The sequence below is a fragment of the Reyranella sp. genome (assembly GCF_030651995.1).
Classification (GTDB): domain Bacteria; phylum Pseudomonadota; class Alphaproteobacteria; order Reyranellales; family Reyranellaceae; genus Reyranella.
Genome location: NZ_JAUSBN010000037.1, coordinates 1 through 19,397 on the forward strand (window position 1 = coordinate 1; position 19,397 = coordinate 19,397).

General features: G+C 63.1%; 18 protein-coding genes and 1 pseudogene. 4 read left to right on the forward strand and 15 right to left on the reverse strand.

From position 1 onward, the window contains the following. Positions 1-151: pseudogene (locus Q7V45_RS10280) on the forward strand (transposase); the annotation flags it as partial. A 164-nt stretch (positions 152-315) separates the two neighbouring features. On the opposite strand, the gene dctP reads toward Q7V45_RS10280, so the two are convergent. The 3 genes from dctP to Q7V45_RS10295 form a co-directional block, all read right to left on the reverse strand. Beyond that, the gene (dctP, locus tag Q7V45_RS10285) at positions 316-1,350 is read right to left on the reverse strand and encodes a TRAP transporter substrate-binding protein DctP (protein WP_370692588.1); all 1,035 of its coding nucleotides are present in this window, start codon (positions 1,348-1,350) and stop codon (positions 316-318) included. Between the two features lie 341 nt (positions 1,351-1,691). Beyond that, the gene (locus Q7V45_RS10290) at positions 1,692-2,258 is read right to left on the reverse strand and encodes a hypothetical protein (protein ID WP_304851124.1); all 567 of its coding nucleotides are present in this window, start codon (positions 2,256-2,258) and stop codon (positions 1,692-1,694) included. Between the two features lie 594 nt (positions 2,259-2,852). Then, positions 2,853-3,263, reverse strand: a complete 411-nt coding sequence (locus Q7V45_RS10295) for a hypothetical protein (protein WP_304851127.1) — start codon at positions 3,261-3,263, stop codon at positions 2,853-2,855. A gap of 94 nt (positions 3,264-3,357) precedes the next feature. On the opposite strand from Q7V45_RS10295, the gene Q7V45_RS10300 reads away from it, so the two are divergent. The 3 genes from Q7V45_RS10300 to Q7V45_RS10310 are packed head-to-tail and all read left to right on the forward strand — an operon-like array spanning position 3,358 to position 6,742. Continuing rightward, a complete protein-coding gene (locus Q7V45_RS10300; protein WP_304851131.1) occupies positions 3,358-4,956 on the forward strand; it encodes a recombinase family protein in 1,599 nt (532 codons plus the stop codon). Then, positions 4,953-5,843, forward strand: coding sequence for a plasmid partitioning protein RepB C-terminal domain-containing protein (locus Q7V45_RS10305; RefSeq protein WP_304851135.1), 891 nt, complete (start codon positions 4,953-4,955; stop codon positions 5,841-5,843). The genes Q7V45_RS10300 and Q7V45_RS10305 overlap by 4 nt, the downstream gene beginning before the upstream one ends. A gap of 2 nt (positions 5,844-5,845) precedes the next feature. Continuing rightward, complete coding sequence (locus Q7V45_RS10310; RefSeq protein ID WP_304851139.1) at positions 5,846-6,742, forward strand: plasmid partitioning protein RepB C-terminal domain-containing protein; 897 nt, start codon at positions 5,846-5,848, stop codon at positions 6,740-6,742. Positions 6,743-7,059: 317 nt separating this feature from the next. Here Q7V45_RS10310 and Q7V45_RS10315 read toward each other — a convergent pair whose 3' ends face one another. The 12 genes from Q7V45_RS10315 to Q7V45_RS10370 are packed head-to-tail and all read right to left on the reverse strand — an operon-like array spanning position 7,060 to position 19,323. Beyond that, a complete protein-coding gene (locus Q7V45_RS10315) occupies positions 7,060-7,596 on the reverse strand; it encodes a hypothetical protein (protein ID WP_304851142.1) in 537 nt (178 codons plus the stop codon). Further along, entirely contained in the window at positions 7,593-8,309 is a 717-nt protein-coding gene (locus Q7V45_RS10320; protein WP_304851145.1) for a glycosyl hydrolase 108 family protein, read from the reverse strand. Before Q7V45_RS10320 ends, Q7V45_RS10315 begins: the two co-directional genes overlap by 4 nt. Next, positions 8,306-8,533, reverse strand: coding sequence for a hypothetical protein (locus Q7V45_RS10325; RefSeq protein WP_304851148.1), 228 nt, complete (start codon positions 8,531-8,533; stop codon positions 8,306-8,308). The genes Q7V45_RS10320 and Q7V45_RS10325 overlap by 4 nt, the downstream gene beginning before the upstream one ends. Positions 8,534-8,589: 56 nt before the next feature. Next, complete coding sequence (locus Q7V45_RS10330) at positions 8,590-10,236, reverse strand: hypothetical protein (RefSeq protein ID WP_304851151.1); 1,647 nt, start codon at positions 10,234-10,236, stop codon at positions 8,590-8,592. Between the two features lie 7 nt (positions 10,237-10,243). Further along, a complete protein-coding gene (locus Q7V45_RS10335) occupies positions 10,244-11,140 on the reverse strand; it encodes a hypothetical protein (protein WP_304851154.1) in 897 nt (298 codons plus the stop codon). A gap of 8 nt (positions 11,141-11,148) precedes the next feature. Next, a complete protein-coding gene (locus tag Q7V45_RS10340) occupies positions 11,149-11,379 on the reverse strand; it encodes a hypothetical protein (protein WP_304851157.1) in 231 nt (76 codons plus the stop codon). Further along, entirely contained in the window at positions 11,379-12,194 is an 816-nt protein-coding gene (locus Q7V45_RS10345; protein ID WP_304851160.1) for a hypothetical protein, read from the reverse strand. Before Q7V45_RS10345 ends, Q7V45_RS10340 begins: the two co-directional genes overlap by 1 nt. 13 nt (positions 12,195-12,207) lie before the next feature. Beyond that, positions 12,208-12,852, reverse strand: coding sequence for a hypothetical protein (locus Q7V45_RS10350; RefSeq protein WP_304851163.1), 645 nt, complete (start codon positions 12,850-12,852; stop codon positions 12,208-12,210). 3 nt (positions 12,853-12,855) lie between these two features. Then, entirely contained in the window at positions 12,856-14,592 is a 1,737-nt protein-coding gene (locus Q7V45_RS10355) for a hypothetical protein (RefSeq protein WP_304851166.1), read from the reverse strand. A 13-nt stretch (positions 14,593-14,605) separates the two neighbouring features. Next, positions 14,606-18,508, reverse strand: coding sequence for a phage tail tape measure protein (locus Q7V45_RS10360; RefSeq protein ID WP_304851169.1), 3,903 nt, complete (start codon positions 18,506-18,508; stop codon positions 14,606-14,608). A gap of 3 nt (positions 18,509-18,511) precedes the next feature. After that, positions 18,512-18,856, reverse strand: coding sequence for a hypothetical protein (locus Q7V45_RS10365; RefSeq protein WP_304851172.1), 345 nt, complete (start codon positions 18,854-18,856; stop codon positions 18,512-18,514). Positions 18,857-18,903: 47 nt separating this feature from the next. Beyond that, positions 18,904-19,323, reverse strand: a complete 420-nt coding sequence (locus Q7V45_RS10370; RefSeq protein WP_304851175.1) for a hypothetical protein — start codon at positions 19,321-19,323, stop codon at positions 18,904-18,906. Between the last annotated feature and the right edge of the window lie 74 nt (positions 19,324-19,397).

Genomic DNA, 19,397 nt, shown 5'->3' on the forward strand with positions numbered 1-19,397 from the left:
GTGGGCGACAGTGGTGTCGATTGCGTCCAAGATCGGGTGCACGGCGCAGACCCTGAACGAGTGGGTGAAGAAGGCGGAACGCGAGAGCGGGAAGCCTGGCCTGACCAGCGATATGGCAGCCAAGCTCAAGGCGCTCGAGCGGGAAAACCGTGATCCGACCACCAGCGTAGATGATGTGGCGCGGCGGCTCGATGTGTCGCCGGCAACGTTGTACCGACATCTGCCGGCGGCAAGATCGACGCTCCAGGACGAAATTGCGAACAAGGGGATGCCCGGTCCCAGCTCCATGTCGGATGCCGGGCATCGATAGCAGTGCTACTTTTTCTGCGGCCCGGCCAATTCGTCTTCGCCTATGGCGAGACGGTTGAGCCAGTTGAGGTGATGGCGTTCACGAACGGTCACCGGATAGAGCGGCGTAAAAGCATTCCTGAACGATTGGTGGTCGAAATCGTGGGAGATTTTGGCACCGGTCGCTGCCGCCACCTGCCTCGCCTGCGCCTCATACTCGTCCATCAGCGCACGCTGTTTCTTCACCGAAGAATTCGCCGCTTCGCGAAGCAAATCCCGATCCGCCTTGGACAATGACCGCCATCTCTGCTGCGACATGATCAGCACCGAAGGTGGCTGGGCATGCTCGCTGATCGTGAAATATGGCGCAACGTGGAAGTAGTTGAACGCCAGATACTCGGACAGGCTTCCCTCGACCACATCGATGATGCCGAACTGCAGCGCTCTAAAGATCTGTGACTGAGGCAAGGTGATGGGCTCTGCGCCGAGCATCCGGAACATCGCTTCCGAGGTATCTCCTTTCTCGATACGGATACGCTTGCCCTTGAGGTCCCTAACCTTGTTGATGAAGCCGGCGCGGCTGAAAAACGAATAGGTGCCGCTGTCATAGAAGGCCAGTCCGACAAGCCCCGCTGGTGCGAGTGATGCAAGCAGATCCCGTCCGAGCGCACCATCAAGAGCCTGGCGCTTCTTTGCCTTGGATTCAAAAGCAAAAGGCAGTGTCGGGATCACGGTAAGAGGCGCAATGCCATTCAGCGCATTTAGGTTCACCCGTGCGATGTCGAGCTGGCCTAGGCGGACCTGCGCGACCAGGAAGCTATCGGAGCTCATCACTCCCGCTCCCAAGTCACCGATATATAGCCGGCCGTTTGTCCGTTCCCGCAGGGTCTCGCTCATGCCGCTAACGCTCTGCACTGTCGGGTGATCAGACGGGAGCGTGTCCGCCGAGCGCAGCACCTGGCCGATGGCGGGCGCAGAGTGGAAAGCAAGAAGGACCGCGAGAAATATTCTCACATCCCAACTCCCAATATACTTCGGTAAAATGCCGAATGTTATTCTCACCTCTAAACGTTGCTCTCAGTAGAAGGATGCGACGCCTCGGCGAAATAATTGAAGGAGGTTCGCCGCGTAACTCCTCAGGCCGCGGCCTTCACCGCATGCGTACAGAAGCGCAACCTCATCGAACGATGCATCGGAAAGCTCAAGCAGTTCAGGCACGTCTGCACACGCTTCGACCGCATCGCCTTGAACTACCTTGCCATGGCGAAGGTTGCTGCCGCACGACTTGCTGAGACATTATGAGTCTGCGGCCTAACCATCCAAAACACCGCCCGTCCGCGATCGACAGCTTCCGACAAAGCTGGGGCGATCCAAAAACTCTTCAAGATAAGGCGCTGCGAGGACTACCTGGACGAATCGCCGGTATTCTTCTCCCAAGTTTCTCTTGCGGCGTCGCCCGCCGCGCGCGCTGCGTCAGCGGCATCTCCTGCCGCCCTTGCCAACGCCTCCTTGGCTTCGATCGCCGCCTTCTTCACTGCCGCAACATTGGAACTGATGGAGGCCTCTGCCGATTTCTTCGCCTTGTCTGCCGCATCCCTCGTCGTAGCGACGGCCCTCCTGGCGGCACCCTCCGCCTTCAACATGAACTCATTCGCCGTGGTCGTGACAGTCTTGTTCGCCAACGCGATCTTTTCTTCAGCGCGCTTGACGGCAAGTTCCGCTTCGACAGCCAGGCGTTGCGTCACCTCGGCGGTCTGCTGCGACGCTTCGTTCGCTGCGGCTTCGGCCGCACTGACCGCCTGCCTTGTGGCCTCCTTGGCGTCGTTCGCTGCTTCCTGGGCAGCACGCCCCGCCTCCTGCATTTTCGTTTTTGCCATCTCCATGGACGACGGGGCCGGCGCCTGGGCATGGCCAGAAGTGGCAGTACTCAGTGCCACAAGGAATGAAATGATGACGTGTGTGATTTGCATGTCGTGGCTCCGTCTCTTGTATTGCCTCGACCGCTTTCGTTACCCGGCGCCTTGCGCCTGGGCAAGATTAGTCCGTTCCTCCACAGCAGCCAAGTGCCGGCGATCCGGATGTCGCTGACGCGCACGCGCCTCACAGCGATGTTGCCGTCGTCGAGCCGCCCGCCCAGCTGGTCGAGCCGGCGCAACGTTTCGGGTTTCAGGCCGCCGTATGGCAAGGCTCGCTTCGGCCCGTCACGCCAACCCGCCAGATGCTTGGCAGGCTGCCCATTTTGATGTGGCCTTGCGCGCCAAGCTTCTGCATCGTCGCCGGCTGCAGTCCGCCTTTGTACATCGAGGAGGCGCACGCCCCGGACGCATACTTCGACTGAATACCGACATTGGGATGGGGCCCAGGCGAAGGGGCTCCGACCTTGCTCTCGCCGTGAGCCTCGGAAAATAGTGCCCCAGAAGAAGCCCACATGGTCCGAGCGGCGTTGCTCCCAGTCACGCAAATATTTCAGCCCAATAGCGATGATAGAAACTATCAGGTTCGGGATTTCCAATGCGATAGCCGTACGGATGACCTGCCGTTTGGGGAGGCCGAATCGTCATCCGTCACTTATTGGAATCCGCGTTCAGGATCTTTTGAATAACAGCCAGCAAGCCAAGCAAGCGGTCGCGGGCCTCGAGCAGATGACTCCGTGCCAGGTCTGGGCGCTGCGCACGATCAAGGAACGCCGTTAGGACAGCATCTGAATGGCGCGCCAGCGCTATGAGGTGGTCGCCACTCGGACCACGCGCACCATTGAACCAGTATTTGACAGTTCGCTCGCTGGCTCCTGTCCATCGTCTCGCCGACTTGATCGCATGTCGAGAGTTTCCAAGCTCACTGCGAAGCGCAGCAGCGATCACAGCTGCGTACTCGCTCCCGGACTCATGCTCAACCGAGGAAAGGTGCACAATTGTGCCCTTCCTCGAGACATTTGCTCTCTTGTTTGGAACAACTGTGCCCTTCTTTCTCGCCACGATGCGCTCCTATGCGTCTACACTGACGTAGGAAAAGACGCCGTGGACCACTGCACCGCATCGACCGGCGCTGGTGTCGCCCCGGCAACTCCAGATGCCGATTGAATGGGAGCAGGCGGTGGCGCGTGGTCCGAGGCGGCCCCCTAGTGACGAGCAGCCGCAACTGCCGGCACCAGTTCGTGCCGCGCAGTATGTCCGCATGTCGACCGAGCACCAGCAGTACTCCACCGAGAACCAGGCTGATGCCATCCGCCAGTATGCCGAGCTGCGTGGCTTTCAAATCGTGCGAACGTATGCCGACGAAGGCCGTAGCGGTCTGAGCCTAGATGGCCGGGATGCCTTCAAGCGTCTCATCGACGATGTCGAGAAGGGCGAAACGGACTTCAAGGCAATCTTGGTCTACGACGTCAGCCGCTGGGGCCGCTTTCAGGATACGGACGAAGGCGGTTACTACGAGCACGTGTGCAAACGTGCTGGTATTACAGTGCACTTCTGTGCCGAGCAGTTCGAGAACGACGGGAGTTCTCTGGCTGGCATTGTGAAGGCCGTGAAACGCTCGATGGCCGGAGAGTACAGCCGCGAGCTTTCTGTGAAGGTCTTCGCCGGGCAACGACGCCTTATCGAACTAGGATATCGGCAGGGCGGCGCACCTGGGCTCGGGCTCCGTCGCTCTCTTGTCGACCAAGCCGGTTCCACAAAGGGTTCGCTCTCCCGCGGTGAGCAGAAGAGCATCCAGACCGATCGCGTCGTCCTAGTGCCTGGACCGCCTGAGGAAATCGAGGTGATCCAGTGGATCTACCACGCGTTCGTGGAGAGTAGAATGTCGGAGAAAGCCATTGCCGATGATTTGAATGCTCGCGGTATTCTGACTGATCTGAACAGGCCGTGGACCCGGGGCAGCGTGCACCAAGTGCTGATCAACGAAAAGTATATTGGCAACAACGTGTGGAACCGGACCTCTTTCAAGCTGAAGAAGCGGCACGTCCGTAATGCTCCTGAACACTGGGTCCGGGCCGATGCTGTCTTCCCGGCAATCGTGAGCCCCGTGCTGTACCGCGCCGCACAGACCTTTATCCTCGATCGTGCACGGCGTGTTTCGAACGACGACATGCTTAACGGGCTTCAGCATCTCTACAAAGAGCGGGGCTACCTATCCGGTCTGATCATCGACGAGACCGAAAACCTGCCATCTAGCAGCACGTACCAAAGTCGGTTCGGGAGTTTACTGCGCGCGTACCAGCTTGTTGGATACACGCCTCCTCAAGACTACAGCTATATCGTCATCAACAAGGTCCTGCGCGATCTGCATCCCGAGATCGTCTCGGCAACGATACACGACATCGCAAAGGCCGGAGGCAAGGTAACGCAGGACGCCCGGACCGGACTTATCACGGTGAACGACGAGTTCACTGCGTCGGTCGTAGTCGCTCGATGCAAGCAGACTGTGGCTGGCTCGCTCCGTTGGCACGTCCTTCTCGACACTGGCCTTCAACCCGATTTGACGGTCGCTGTTCGCATGGACCAGCAGAACGCTGCTCCACTGGACTACTACATCCTGCCACGGCTCGACATGACCGAGACGCGCCTGCGGCTGGCGATGCACAATCCCATATTTCTGGATGCGTATCGCTTCGAAACGCTCGACGCACTCTACGGCATGGCGGCTCGTGCCCGGCTTCCGGAGGTCGCATGAAAAGATCGGCGAACGCTCCTCTTATCGAGCATATCGACACGGACTTGATCAACGTCGTCAATCCGCGCGTTCGCAACAAACGGGGATTCCGGGACATCGTGGAGAATATTGGTGACATCGGGCTGAAGCGGCCAATTACGGTCGCCCGCCGAGTCCACGCTGGCGGCACACGCTACGATCTCGTCTGTGGGCAAGGCCGGCTGGAAGCCTTCAGAGCGTTGGGCCAGCAATCAATCCCGGCAATTGTAATCGACGCCGACAGCGACGATTGCCTCGTCATGAGCCTCGTGGAGAATTGCGCTCGCCGCAAGCATCAGGCCATCGATCTCCTGAGGGATATCCAGGGCTTGAAGAAGCGCGGCTACAGGGAGTCCGAGGTTGCTCAGAAGACAGGGCTATCTATCGACTACGTCCGGGGTGTGATTCAACTGCTCGAGAAGGGTGAGCATCGCCTGATTCGCTCCGTCGAGTCCTCCCAGATTCCGCTCAGTGTGGCCATCGACATCGCAGAGGCAGACGATGCCGGCGTCCAGCACGCTCTCCAACAAGCTTACGAGAAAAAGCTGTTGCGGGGGAGGAAGCTCCTAGCAGCGAAGCGGATCGTCGAACAGCGCCGCCGACGCGGCAAGGGCCGGCAGGCTGCGAAAACAAAGCGCGATGGCCTTGTCTCGTCGGCCACGTTGCTTCGCGCCTATCGCGACGATGCCGACAAGCGCCGGCTCCTCGTCAAGAAGGCCAGCGCGACCAGGGACTGCCTGATCTTCGTTACCGAAGCACTGAGAACGCTATTTGCAGACAGGCACTTCGCGACGCTCCTTCGTACGGAAGGTCTCGACAGTATGCCCCGGAACCTTGCCAACCGGCTTCAGGCCGGGAAACCGGCCTGACAATGCGTGCAAAAGAAAAAGGCACGGTCGGGATTGGTTTCGAAGAGACGAGCCAGCGCATAGCGATTGACCTGATTCAGCCGCTTCGCCTCGTCGGACTCGGCACGAAGAAGACTGCGAAGTACGCCCAGATCGCCGCTTCGGTGCAGGAGGTTGGCTTGGTCGAGCCGCCGGTGGTGGCAAGAGACAGGAATGAACCCGAGAAGTTTCTCCTCCTCGACGGACATCTCAGAGTCGAGATTCTCAAGGACATGGGTGTCACGGCGGTCGATTGTCTGGTGTCGACAGACGACGAGGCATTCACTTACAACCGGCGCGTCAGCCGTATCGCCATTATTCAGGAACACAAGATGATCCTGAAGGCGCTTGAGCGAGGGGTCTCGGAAGAGCGCCTTGCCCGGGCGTTGAATGTGAATGTCGATGCCATCAAGCGAAAGAAAAGGCTTCTCGACGGTATCTGCGCCGAGGCCGCAGAGCTACTCAAAGACAAGGATATCCCGATAAACTCATTCGCAGAGCTCAAGAGGATGGCGCCACTGCGTCAGATCGAGGCGGCCGAACTGATGATTGCGATGAACAAGTTCACCATCAGCTATGCCAAGTCTCTGTTCGCGGCAACGCCACAGGACCAGCTCGCTGACTCAACCCGAAAGAAGTCGCTGAAAGGCCTGACCGACGAGCAGGTGTTGCTCATGGAGCGCGAGTCCGCCAGGCTCGACCGTGAATTCAAGATGGCCGAGCAATCCTACGGTACTGACCACTTGGACCTGGTTCTGGCCAGGGGCTTTCTCGCCAAGCTCTTGGCAAACGCTCGGGTCATTCGTTATCTGTCCCAGCATCATCAGGAACTTTTGTCGGAGTTTCACAAGGTCGCCACTCTCGAATCGTCGGCGGCCTAAGCAACCGAAACCCAGGCCGCGCAGCCGGCTACGTGCGGCCACCATTGGGGACCCGGACCCACAAGCGCGGGGACCACGGGAGACGCCGCACGGTGGGGCGGATCAATCGTGGCGATGGGAATGACGGCGAACCCGTTCGGAGCCCATCAAGCTGCCCGTCATATCGGCAGCCGGGTACCCGGTTGGCTCTCAGCCGGGTGTCCTTGAAGGGCGTGTTGCAGGTCTCGCCGAGCCGGCCCTACGCGGCGACTGCAGCACGTCCTTATGGGGTTGGCTCAGCCTCTCCGGTTGGATCTTCACCGAGAGCAGACATCCGCTCACCTTTGCCCCAGTACCCTTTCCAGAGCGGCGTTCTTTTGCATCGAACCGCTGGAAGAGCCCACCCAATACGCGACGACGCTCGACGCCATTCCGGCCAGCGTGCCCAGCAGCAGCGTGACCATGTCGCGCTGGTTAGCGGGCACCTCCTCCCGGATGACGAGCCACAGCATGACGGCGAATCCTACCAGCACGATGGCCGATACCATGACGGCCCCATAGGCGATCGGGCTCCGCACCTCGGCCAGCTTGACCGTCTGACTGCGGGCGCTCTGGACGTCAGCCAGCTGAGCCTGGAGCGCCCCAAATTCCTGTCGGCGTGCGTCCGCCTCGGCCTGGATGACGGCCATCTTGAACTGCAACGCGAGATTCGGATCTGCGGCAATCGCCCGCTCGATGCCGCTGGCATCGTCGGTGCCGAGGATTTCACGGGCGATGCCAGTCACCTTGGAGACGGCGGCACCGGTCTTGTCGCCCATTATCCATGACACGACCGTGGGCGCGATGCCGAGCAGCAACGGAACAAGGGGCATCATGCGGCCTCCAGGGTGATGCCGAGCGCGGCGAGGGTCTTCGGGCCAGCGACGCCATCCGCCGCCAGTCCTCTCGCCTTCTGGAAGGCGATGACGGCCCGCTCGGTGGCGGGCCCGAAGTCGCCGTCAGCGACGAGACCAAGAGCGGCCTGCAGCTTCTTGATGGCACTGCCCTTCTCGCCCCTGACGAGGATGCCATCGGCGTCCGCTGGGATGAGATGCGAGAATTCTGCGACCGGCGTGCCCGCTGGCCTCCACCACTCGGTGATGCGATTGGCCCAGCCCGTCGCGAAGATGGCCTGAGAATGGTCATTACCGATGATGCGGAGGAAGTTGTCCAGGCGCTCGCAGATCAGCGGCCAGAACAGCTTAGCCTGGTCGACCGTGCCAAGCTTCTGCGCCCCCAGTACGACCATCAGCGCCTTGACTGCGCGGCCGGTACCGCTGTTGACCGCATAGTCGAACAGGAACTCGAGCACCTTGGGATCCGTCACTCCCTCCAGACCGCGGAAGAACACGGCGCGGTAGATCTGCCTCGCCTCCGGAATCGTCAGGGCCTCTACATCGGCCGGGGTCACGGCATACCCACGCCACGAGGAGAGGGTGGCCTGGGTGATGCCGTACTTCGTCGGTCCGCCCCGGTCGGCCGGATGGTTCGAGTATCCTGCCTCGCGGCGGATCACGTCCGTGATGAGATTGTCGATTGCGTCGCTCATGGTGTGCCTCCGATCTTGTGCAGCTTGTCGAACAGCGCCCAGAGCGCGGCGACCGCTATTGCCATGACGCCGCCGACCTTGAGCGATAGCCACAAGGCGCCCTTGCCCATGTCGGCAATGCTCGTGAGGTGATCGAGCTTGCGCTCGATGGACTTCAGGGACTCCTGCTGGGCGGCCACGATCTGCTCGACCTTCACCAGCCGATCGCGCTCTTCGGGGCTCATGGCTTTCCGTTCCTTTGGTACTTACCGGGCAGGGTCTCAGGACTGAGCGACATCGATCAGCCCCAGCCGCGATCGGCGACGAAGGCGTATTTCCAGTTTCCGGCGGTTACGGCCGCGGTGGTGATGCCAGAGGTGCGGACGGTCACGACATAGCCAGCGCTCTGGCCCAGCTGAATGCCGATGAGCTTCGACGTCGTGACGACGGGCATCGGGATGTAGAGCGTGCTGTAGGCCGAAGCGTGCCCCTCGGTGATCTGGTCGCCGGCGGAATAGCCATGCTCCGGGGTGACGTTCTCGACGATGAACTTGGCCACGTTCGGCTTGATGCCGAGGTTGTGGTTCGCCGAGGTGAATGTGGCGGCTCCCGGAAGCGTTGTGGTGAAGGCCGAGACGAAGCGGCCGTTGTAGGCATAGGCCACGGTGCTGATCACGCCACTGCCATCCGTGGCGGCCTCGCCGACCATGACGACGAAGGCCTCCGGCGCCGTGCTGCCGTTGCCCAGGTAGCCCTTCATCTCGCCGATGTTGAAGGTGAACTGGCCGTTGGCTGTGCCGGGGGTGCCGCCCTCCTGGTAGACCGGCGCGAGGATGGTGCTGCCGGGCGTCAGCGCGCCATCGGCGCCGACGGCCACATAAAGGAAGTTCGGCGTCGCAGCGGCGCGGCTGGCGGTGAGACCGGTCCATTGCAGGTTCGCCAGGCTGACGCCGACGCGATCGTTCGGCCGCCCCTGCCAGTCCCAGCCATTGGCCGCCGTGGCGACGAAGCGTGCTGTGGCAGTCACATTCTGCATCGTCAGGCTGAGCGCACCGTTGGTCGAGGGCAGGAACGTCGGCAGCCCCGCGCTCGAGACCGGGCCCGCGGCGACAGTCTGGCGCCGGCCGGTGCGCAGTGCTGGCACTGAGTTGAGGTAGGAAACCCGCCAGGTGTCGCCAGGCTCATCCCATTCCACATCGAAGCGGACGCTGCCCGGGATCCTTTTGGTCGCACCATCGGCGCCACCGTCGATGCCGTCACCGGCTGCCGGGGTCAGCACGATGCCATACTGGCCGGAGCTGAGGCCGAGTCCGCCGACCTTGAAGCCATGTCCCACACCGGCGGCGTCATGCGCCGGCAGCGTTAAGGTGCGATCGGCGGCGGCATTGTTCTGGGTGAAGACGCCGCCGATGTCGGCTGCGGCGATCGTCTTGTTCGAGGCACCAATGGCGGCCCACGGCCGGCGTCCGTCGGCAAAATACGCGTCCTTCACGACATCGTAGACGCCGATGCGGGTGTTCGTGGCGGTGCCGGTGGCCAGCCGGTCGATCCACGAGACGGCAAGGCCGGCGGCATGGTCCCACCAGCGCGCGCCGGTGCGGCCCCACCACGGGCGGGTTGCACCCAGGTTGCCCGCGATCAGCCCCGACAATACGTCGGCCGAGGCGATCGAAAAGACGTAGTAGACGTCGGACGCCTGCCAATCGATCGCCGCACCCGCGTTGCTGCTCTTCCTGACCGTGCGCGTGAGCGTGCGTGGTGGCCCGATGGTGAGCGTCCCGGTGCAGAACTCCCACCTGGTCTTGGCGAGGTTCGACACGAAATAGGCAACCGTGTCGCCGTCGGCAAAATCCTGCGCGAAAGTGCGCGAGTAGCCCACGGCGCCGACAAGCGTGTAGCTGCCGGTCCCCGTGGTCGACGAGGACTCCATGACTGAATCGGCAAACATCGGTACCTCAGAGTTTTTCGACGAGGGTGAAGGTAAAGCCCCACATCATCCGGCCGTTCAGGAACAGCGGCCGTGGAGTGAAGTCGTGGCTGCCAGTGACCAGGAGCCCCTGCATCGACCAGGTATGGAAGCGGGCAAGCTCCCCGGGGTCGAGGCAGCAGATCAGATCGCCGGCGAGCCCATGGAGCCGGGCGAACTGCATCGCGCCCTCATGGGCCTCGTCCTGATCCATCGAACCGAAAGGCAATACGAAGCGCCGCTTCCGATAGGGCCGGGGGTCGGTGAAGGTTTGCCCGTAGGGCGTCGGCTCCTGGACATCGTCCGACATCCAGCCGACCGTGCCGCTAAAATCGCAGTTAAGCGAAGGCTGGAAGGCGACCCCCAGTACGAGCCGCCCGGCTTCGAGCCAGGTCGTGGTCGGCGCAGGATCGGCGAACTCGATACGCCACCAGCGATGATCTCCACTGGAAGTCCAGCGGACCAGGGCCAGGTGATGCGCCCAGGAGGCATCAATCGGCTTCACGCCACCCGCCCACACGCTCTGCCAGCCGGTATCCGACACCGCCGTGACCCCCACATCGGCCAGGGCCGCGTATCCCCTCACCCGCCACAGGCCGGCGCCACTCAGATTATGGCCGACGAGGGCCGCCGCGTTGCACCCCAGCCCCGACGCCAGGGCGATGTCGATGTATTGTCCGATGGTCGAGGTCGAGCGCCATTTCTTGGTGGGCTCCGGGCTCTGCAGATTGGTCACCGGGAGCGTCGTGACGGCGGTGCTGGCGGACAGGGTGCCGAGGTCGCTGTCGCGCGGCGACAGCAGCAGGACGCGCTCGGCCATGCCCAAAGGCAGGACATAGGGGGCCACGGCGATCGGCAGCGCACCGTGGGGATACGGGAATGTCATGGGCCGCCTTAGTCTTCGGAAGGCTCCAGTGCGGCCGGAAAGGATGGATCGGCGCTATCCAGACGAGGGAGCACCGCCAGGAATTCCGCGTGCATCTGATAGGCCGGATGATCCAGCACGCCGGCCGGCAGGATGAACACACCACCCGGCCGTTCGATGGGCTCCAGCGCATACGGCGGCGACGCCGGACCGCGCACATGGGCTGCCTGGTCGGCGGTGAGGACGATGAACACCGGCATCAGACGTTTGCTCCCAGGGCAGTGGCCCACACCTGCACGGCGTTGTACTGCGCCAGCTCCTGCGCCGCGCTGAGGGTGGCGCCCACCGCCATGAAGCCGATCGAAGTGGCGCGGGACGCTGTGAAAACGCCCGCGTTGTTGTATCCACCGACAAAGATCGGGACGACGGGCAGACTTGCCGAGCCGAACGCCGTCGGAGCGACGGTCTGCACCAAGGCAACCCCGTTCTTGTAGCCGTAGCTGCTGGCAGCTGACGCCGCATCGCGCGAGCCGGCCGTATATCCGGCGCTGGTCGCCGCGGGGAGCGTGTAGGTGCCGGAAGAGGAGTTGGCGTCGAGATAGGCCACGCTGCCATTGCGCGGACGCACACGGAGGTTTCTGTTCGAGCTCGAGACGGCACCTGCCGCGTACGTGTTGCCCGACAGATTGTCGCGCAGATAGACCGCGAGACGAATATTGTGCCTGCTGGCCGCGATCTTGTGCGTCGAGGGAATGAAGCCGGTGTTGAGATATCTGGAGGTGCCGTCGGTCGCAAAATGCCGGCGTGCCGTGAAGACCGGTGCGTTGACCAGTGTCACGGTGCGCCGCTGCTTGAGCGACACGGTCGCCTGGATCAGGTTCTCGCCCCAGAACGGCCAGTAGTCGTCGGTCAGCGGCCACGCGCCACTCGCCTTCTCGTCCGCCACGAAGCGCGACGCGATGGACAGGATGGCAACGGAGACACTGCCGCCGGCGACGACGATGGTGTCGCGCCACGACAGCACGTCCGCATCCACCCGCCCCATGACGCCGAGGCGGCGGGCAATCGAACTCATCGTGGCCCCTCGCCTAGTAATTCTGCGCGACGATCGACATCAGCCACGTCGTGCCGCCGTCGAAGGTCACGAAGTTGAGCAGATCGCGTGTGCCGTCGGTGCTGGACGGCGTGTAGGTGCCGTTCAAGGTGGTGACGCTGCCTGGCATCGTCACGGTGCGGGCAGTGCCGTCCGCGGTAAACTCCACCGTGAAACCCGAGGCAAAGCCTGTTAGCGCGTTGGCGATGGTGACGCCCGTCACGTCGGCGTTGAGTGTCACCTTGTGCACGGTACCCAGCAGAAGATCGACGGTGAGCGCGCCTGCAAAAATGGTCGGCGCATTGACGGCTTCGAGCGAGCCCAGGAGGGTGAGCACGGCTGCCGGCGCCACGAGCGAGATCGTCTTGGTGCCGGCCGAGAAGGACACGGCGGCACCGGTGCTGGATTTGAGCGGGGCGGCGCGCGCGATGCTACCGGCGCCGGCGCTGGCGTAGGTGCAGAGCGCGATCTCCCATTCGGCAGCCGTCGAATGCTCGATCAGGCCCCAGAAGGTATCGCCGTTGGCGAAGCCGGCGCCGGACAGGGACAACATCTTCGATGTAGCCCCTGCGAGCGTGAGCCCGCCCGTTCCGGTGCTGGTCGTCGTCTCCTGCACGCGGTCGAGTATCTTGTGCGCCATTGGCTATCCCCATAGATCGAGCGCGACAGACTTCGACGAGGCGAAGCTCATGCCGACACAAATGAACTTGCGTGCGCCGGCCCAGCCGTAGCGCGGAAAGCCGTAGATCTGGATCACCTTGCCCAGCAGGTTGGCAAAGGGATCGCAGGGTACCGTGACCCGCCACCGCTCCCGGCGGACGCCCATGACGCGCTGCTGCCGCGCCGCCTCGGCATGGGCTGACGCCTCCAGCGAGAAGCCGCCGCTCACATAGACCGCGGCCGCCGTGGGCCAGAGGCTGGCCTGGAAGCCGTCGGACGAGCTGGCAAAGCGTTCGATGCCCCGATAGAGGAGCACCGCCGCCGCATCGATGGAGCCCGCCAGCCGGCTGGGATCCTGCGGCGTGTAATTGCGCTGCCAGCCGACATAGGTCGCCCGTCGCGGTGCCTGGTAGGTCTGCATCATCTGCGGCTCGGAGGAGCCGAAGTCCTCGGGGTAATGGATGGTCAGCGCCGGCGAGCGTGTCGGCTCCTCCAGGAAACCCATGGCGAGGAGGCCGTTTGCCCGTACAGCCCACCAACCCAGGCATCCGGCCATGACCTCAGTCAGGGCCTCGGCCTTGCTGATCGCGTCCTTGAAGTAGAAGCCAACGATGCCGGCCTGCTCCTGCTCCATGTAGTTCAGCGCTGCAAAGTCGATCTGGGCGTCGCCGAGCACGATTGTGCCGCGCCCGGTGGCGATCCGCCGGGCGATCTGGCCGCGCGTAAAAGGATAGGTCTGACCGTTTATGGTGTCGTTGTCGCCGCGGAGGTCGACGGTCAACGTATAGACCACCGCCGAGCCCAGCCGGATCAGGCCCTGCGCCAGGCAGGTGGCGTACTTCCCGGCGGGCACCGCAGCATCAGCCAGCGCCGCCCAGTCCGCATAGTCGGCATCGAAGGCAAGAGGCACGCCGCCATCCCGCACGGCGTCCACCGCCAGGATCGAACTGCAGGACAGCTGGAAGATCAGCAGCGCGGCACTGACTTGTGTCGGCTCGCAATTGTAGACCGGGCCCACCGCGTAGGGCTTCATCTGACCGGCGATGGAGGCATCGCCGTCGGCGCCGCCGGTGCCGCCGTAGCGCAGGCCGTGCAGCTCGGCGGCGGCCAGTTGCCAGCCGAGGTCGCGCAGCCTGAACTCCTTGCGGCGCTGGTCGTAGAGCAGGCCGTTGGTCGTTAGCCGGCCCACCACCTCGAAGGTTGAGAACGCCGCCAGCGGATTGCCGCGCAGGATATCGAGGCGGGCGCCGTCCCACGCGAGGGCGATCAACCCGTCCAGCTCGCCGTCCGGGTCGATCAGGGTGATGGCCCCGACGCCGCCCTTGCCGCCGGTGGTCGGCTCGATGCCGTCGAACAGGCTGATGCCGTAGTTGATGGGACCATTCAGTTTGCCCGGGACGTAGGTATTGGCCGGCGTATCGTCGGGTGCCGTGGAGCGGCCGAGCGAGGCGGCCGGATAGATGACGGTGCGGGCACCAGGCCACTCGACCTGGAAGGGCGTCGGCCAATCAGTCATGCCAGAGGGATAAGGCGCGCCACCGGAGAGCGCGATGTTGGTGCCGGGATCAGGTGGCGCGGCGCGCAGCAGATACGACAGGCCCCGCGCCGACTGCAGGTCGACGGCATCGGCGCCGACATCGACCGGGAACTGCGCCAGCGCGGGATATTCGACCGTGCCCGATGGACCGGGGAAGCCCGTCAGGTAGATCGTGCTGGCCATGTGGCCGTCCCTCTCAGCCGTTCACCACGCGGCGCAGCAGCAGGTCGTTGGTCTCGGAGAGCTTGGCCATCAGGGCTGCAATCTGCCGGCTCTGTTCGGAGACGACGGTCTGAAGCTGGACCACCTGGGCGACGGCCACTTGCGTGGCGCCGTTGTTGTCGTTCGGCGCCGGGTTGTTTGCACTGCCGCCGCTGCCCTGCAGTTGCGACTGGATAGTCAGAAGGTCGTCGAGGATCTGCTGTTTGAGGGCCTCGTAGTCCGGGCCGCTCGCATAGTAGGACTGGGCCGCCTGCGCGAAGGTCGTGCCTTCGGCCGCTACGCGCGCGATGGCGCTGCTGTCGCCTGAACGGGCCTGCGCGACGGTGGCCTGGTAGGCCGCCCGCACGCCCGTCAGCATGGTGGTGGGCGAGAGGTTGGCGAGGTCGCCCAGGCTGAGACGCCTGATCGCATCCTCGAGCTGTGAGATCGCACCGCCGTAAAGTTGCTCTTTGAGCGCGGCTTCTCGGCGCAGCAGGGCTTCGGTGATGCGCGCGTTATCGACGACGACGTCAGTGTGCTGCTTGATGTAATCGATATTCGCCAGGATCGACTGCTTCTCGTCTTCCCAGGCGCGCAGGCTGGCCGCGATCGGATCAATCAGGTTGTCGACATAGTCCTGGCCGAGGCGTTCGGTGGCCTTCTTCTGCTCGGCCTCGATCGGCGCCAGGGCGAGCCCAAGCCTGGTCGCCTTGTCGGTCATGTCGTCGAACTGCTTCTCGAGCTCGCGGAACTGCGTCCGGACAGTCAGCGCGCCCTTGCCGAGCAGCTCATAGACGTCATCGACGAAGACGATGCTTTCGGCGGTCTCCTTGATGCCCATGGAAGCGGCGCGCATGGACTCCAGCGCGGTCTTCATCGTGGCACTGGTCTCGCCGACAGCGCCCGACAGGATCGACCGGATCGCGACCTGGGCGGCGCCGGTGTCCATCATGTCGTCCATGTTCATCCGCCAGGCTTCCTGGCTACCCGTCTCCGGGTCGACGAGGTGCGTGGCGTTGCTGGTATAGCTCCAGTCCTTGCCCTGGGCGGTCCAGGACGAGGCGTTGAGCCCCCAGACCTTCGATGGGTCCTTCACCCCGCCCAGGATGCCCAGCACTGAATCGATGCCGCCCGTCAGACCGCGCAGCGCGCTTTCCGACTGGCCGCTATTGGCGTTCGGGCCATATGCACCGCCGGTCGTGTACCAGTTGCCGTTGCCGTAGTGCAGCGAGGCGTTCGTGCTGCTGTGCGTGCGCGCGTTGGGCTCGCCAATAAGGCTGGGAAGGATCGCGGACAGAGCAGTGACGATCATCCCGGGGATTTGCATGCCCGGGATCAGCATCATGCCAGAACCGATCATCGATCCGATGCCGCCGAGCGTCCCGCCCAGCGACTTGGACGTGATGGCTTGATAGGCTCCCATGCCGATACCAAGGGCAGAGCCCAAGCCAGCGCCGATTGACATGCCGCCGATGCCGCCGATGCCGGATGCCGAAGCACTCGCCCCCGTGCTGCCGCTCGACAAGAGCGCGCCGACGTCAGCATAGCCTCCAGCCGGCGCGGCCGATGAGAACAGAGAAGCCATCGGCCTCTGCAAGAAGCTGCTCGCGCCGGAAAACATATTGCTGAGGCCGCCGCCAATGAGTCCGCCGCTGCTGCTGCTACTGCTACTGCTTTCCAACACTTCGCCGTAGCGACCGAGGCCACCACCTGTTGACGGCATAGAAAACCCACTGCCGCCGAAGAGACCGCCACCGCTGCCGCCGCCTAGTCCCGGCATTGACGTGCCGCCACCGAGGCCCATGACAGAAGCCATGTTGGGCGAGACTGCGTTCACAAGTACAGACATGACAGGCCTGACAGTCGCAAGCGCCAGGAACTCAGCGGCCATACGGATGACCATCTTCTTGAAGACCTGGCCTAGCTCTTCGAAGTGAAGCTTGCCGCTGTTGAGCATGTTCTCGAAAGCATCAGCCGCCGTCGTCTGGATCGACGAGAGCGCTGTTTTCAGTGGCTCCATCCAAAGCTCGTTCGAGCGCTTGATTTCTTCCGCCTGCGTCTTCAGATGCTCATTCGTTTCCATCAAGGCGATGCGGTCGTCGATGTCCTGCTTGTTGTCGGACAGCCCCTTCGCACGGACCTCCTGCATGACCTTGAGGGTCGCCAACTCCCTCTCACGGATAGCGGGCAATTCGCCAGCAAGGCGGAGCTCCGCTTCGAGCAACTCATTCTGGTCGCGAAGCGTCTGAGTACCGATGCGGAAGTCGCCGAGGTTCTTTAGCTTCTGCGTGACGAGGGCCTGACCCTCCAACTTTGCAGTCAGGTCTGCAACGCCCTTTGTATTGTCGTCAGCCGTCTTACCGAAAACATCCTGCGCCGCTTTCAGCGCCCTGAAGTGTATCTCCAGTCGAGCAACAGCGTCGGCTCCCTGGTTGGCGGCACCTGCAAATGCCCGCGCCTGCTCGAGTTCCCGGGCCGCGTCACCCAGAGCCTTTCGCATGCGATCGGCCTCCGCGTCGCCGGATCCTTTCACGGTCGAGAAGCCGCCTCCCGTCGTCTTGGGTGGCACATAGCCGGTTGCGCCGGCCTCCTGTTTGGCAAACCAATCGTCGAAGTCGATCTTTCGCTGCGCTTCGCGATCGGCCTTGTATTCGCGGCCATACCCACGGCCCCGCATATCCGCCTCGGCCTTGTCCTCGGCTGCGCGGATGCCGGCATTACGATCTGCGGTGCTGGCGCCGCCACCATCGAGTCGACCGAACTTGACTGGATCGGGCGTGATGCCGAGCTTCTTACTCGTCCACGGTGCCTGCTCAACCATCGTCCGATTGATGATGTTTAGGCCCTTCTCGATCGCCTCGATGGCATCGTTCATACCATCGATGAACGCCTTCTTGAGAAAGCCCGGGATCGAGCGGATCGCCTCGCCGAAGCCGGCCGCAAAGCGAGCACCCGCAATGATGACACTGTCGAATGCGGACTTCGTAACGTCGATCCAGTCGCCAGCCTTACGGATCGCAGCGTCATAGGCGTCGCCGATCGCCCCAGTGATTTTCTGCGGATCCTTGGCGATCAGTTCGACCATGCCGGCCAGGCCGAGCGTAACCAGGTTAACGAGCGTCCTGTTGCGTTCGTACCAGTCAGCCACAGCACTGATCATGTTCGCGAAAGCCGCCCGCCAGCGGAAAGATGCACGCTCGGCGGCATCCGCCATCTCGTCCAGGCGCTTGGACGTCTCCGGGCCGATGTAGGCGCCGGCCTTGATCATCTTGGCCGCCATGGCATCGGCGCCGTTGCCAATCTCTGCCATCATTGGCAGCAGCTTGGTCCCGGACTTGCCGAAGAATTCGACCGCAGCCGCCGCGCGCCGCGCCGGGTCGTCGATGCCAGCAATTGCGGCGGCGACGTCTTCCATGATGTCTTCGGTCGGCCGCAGCTTGCCGGCGAGATCGAGGTTCTTGACGCCGAGCTTCTGCAGCGCCTCGACCATCTCCTTCGAACCGTCGGCCGCCTCACCCATCTTCTGGTTAAACTTACCGTAGGCAGTTTCCAGCTGCTCAAGCTTGACGCCGTTTTGAGCGGCCAAAAATTGCGAAGCCTGCAGGAACTTGTTGCTGACGCCGATCTGATCCGCCAGCTCGTCCAGGCCGGCCGCGGCGTCAAATGCGTGCTTGCCCATCTGCACCAAGCGGGCGCCGATGTCTGCGATCGCCAGCGCCAGGTGGGCCTTAAGCAGTCCGCCGATCTTGCCGAGCCCGCGCTCCATGCGATCCAGCGACGAGACGGCGGAACCTTGAGCCCTCTCCATGCGCTCCAGCGCGCGCGTCGCCGCGGCCGAACCATCGACCGCCTTGGACGAATCGACGACGATTCGGATTATTTTGGTTTCGTCGGCCATGAATCACCGCTTTTGCGACCGAGAAGCCGCCGCCTTATACTCGGCAGCGATGCGGAGCGAGTTCACGCGAACGAACTCGTCGTCGATGCCGCGAAGCACGGCAACGAAGTCTTCTAGGCCATCGCCCTCGTAGCCTTGGCGAGCACCCTCGGCACGTATCCTATCGAGGTCTATGCAATCGGGAAGATCGACCGAGCCGACCATCCCGCCGCCGATCGTGTTCCTGCGGCGATCACGATCGAGATCGAGGAATGCCGCCCAGTATGGTTCAGCTTCGTCAGGAAGGTCTGGCCGGGACAGCAGCCGCTCCGTCGCGAACCCGGCGTTGGGGCCGCCGGCCTCCGCCATGAGCTGCCATGCCGCGACATGGCCGGCGTTCTCGCTGTCCCAGCGGATCAGTTTCCCGCGTGTTCGATGATGGCGCCGACTCGGGCGCTGCGAAAGTTCAGGGTGTCGTAAACGATCTCGTCGACGGCTGTGTAAGCGTCGTCAGCAGCCAGAAGAAATGCCGTGCAGGCTTCAACGCTGTACGGCACCTCGACGCCCTTGATCCTCACGCCCCGCCAACCCTTGACCAGGTGACGGGCATACTGCGGCGCCAGGTAACTCCGGAGCTGCTCGTTGGTGGCGCGGGCGTTCCGCAGCCGCCGCAGTTCCTTGCCGATCGCGACGCTGGCCGTCCTCCACAAAGGATTTGCATCCGTGGCCGCCCGAACGACCAACGTGATGTCGCCGGGCAGGCCAAGCTCGGTGCCCTCTGCCTCGATGTCGCGCTTCCTCTGCAGTTCCTCGATGTTATCGAATTCGTAATCCATTGATCTCTCCGGTCGGGTGTCAGGTGGGCCGCCGGCCACCACGGCGGGCCCGTATCGCACCGCCGTCACCGGCG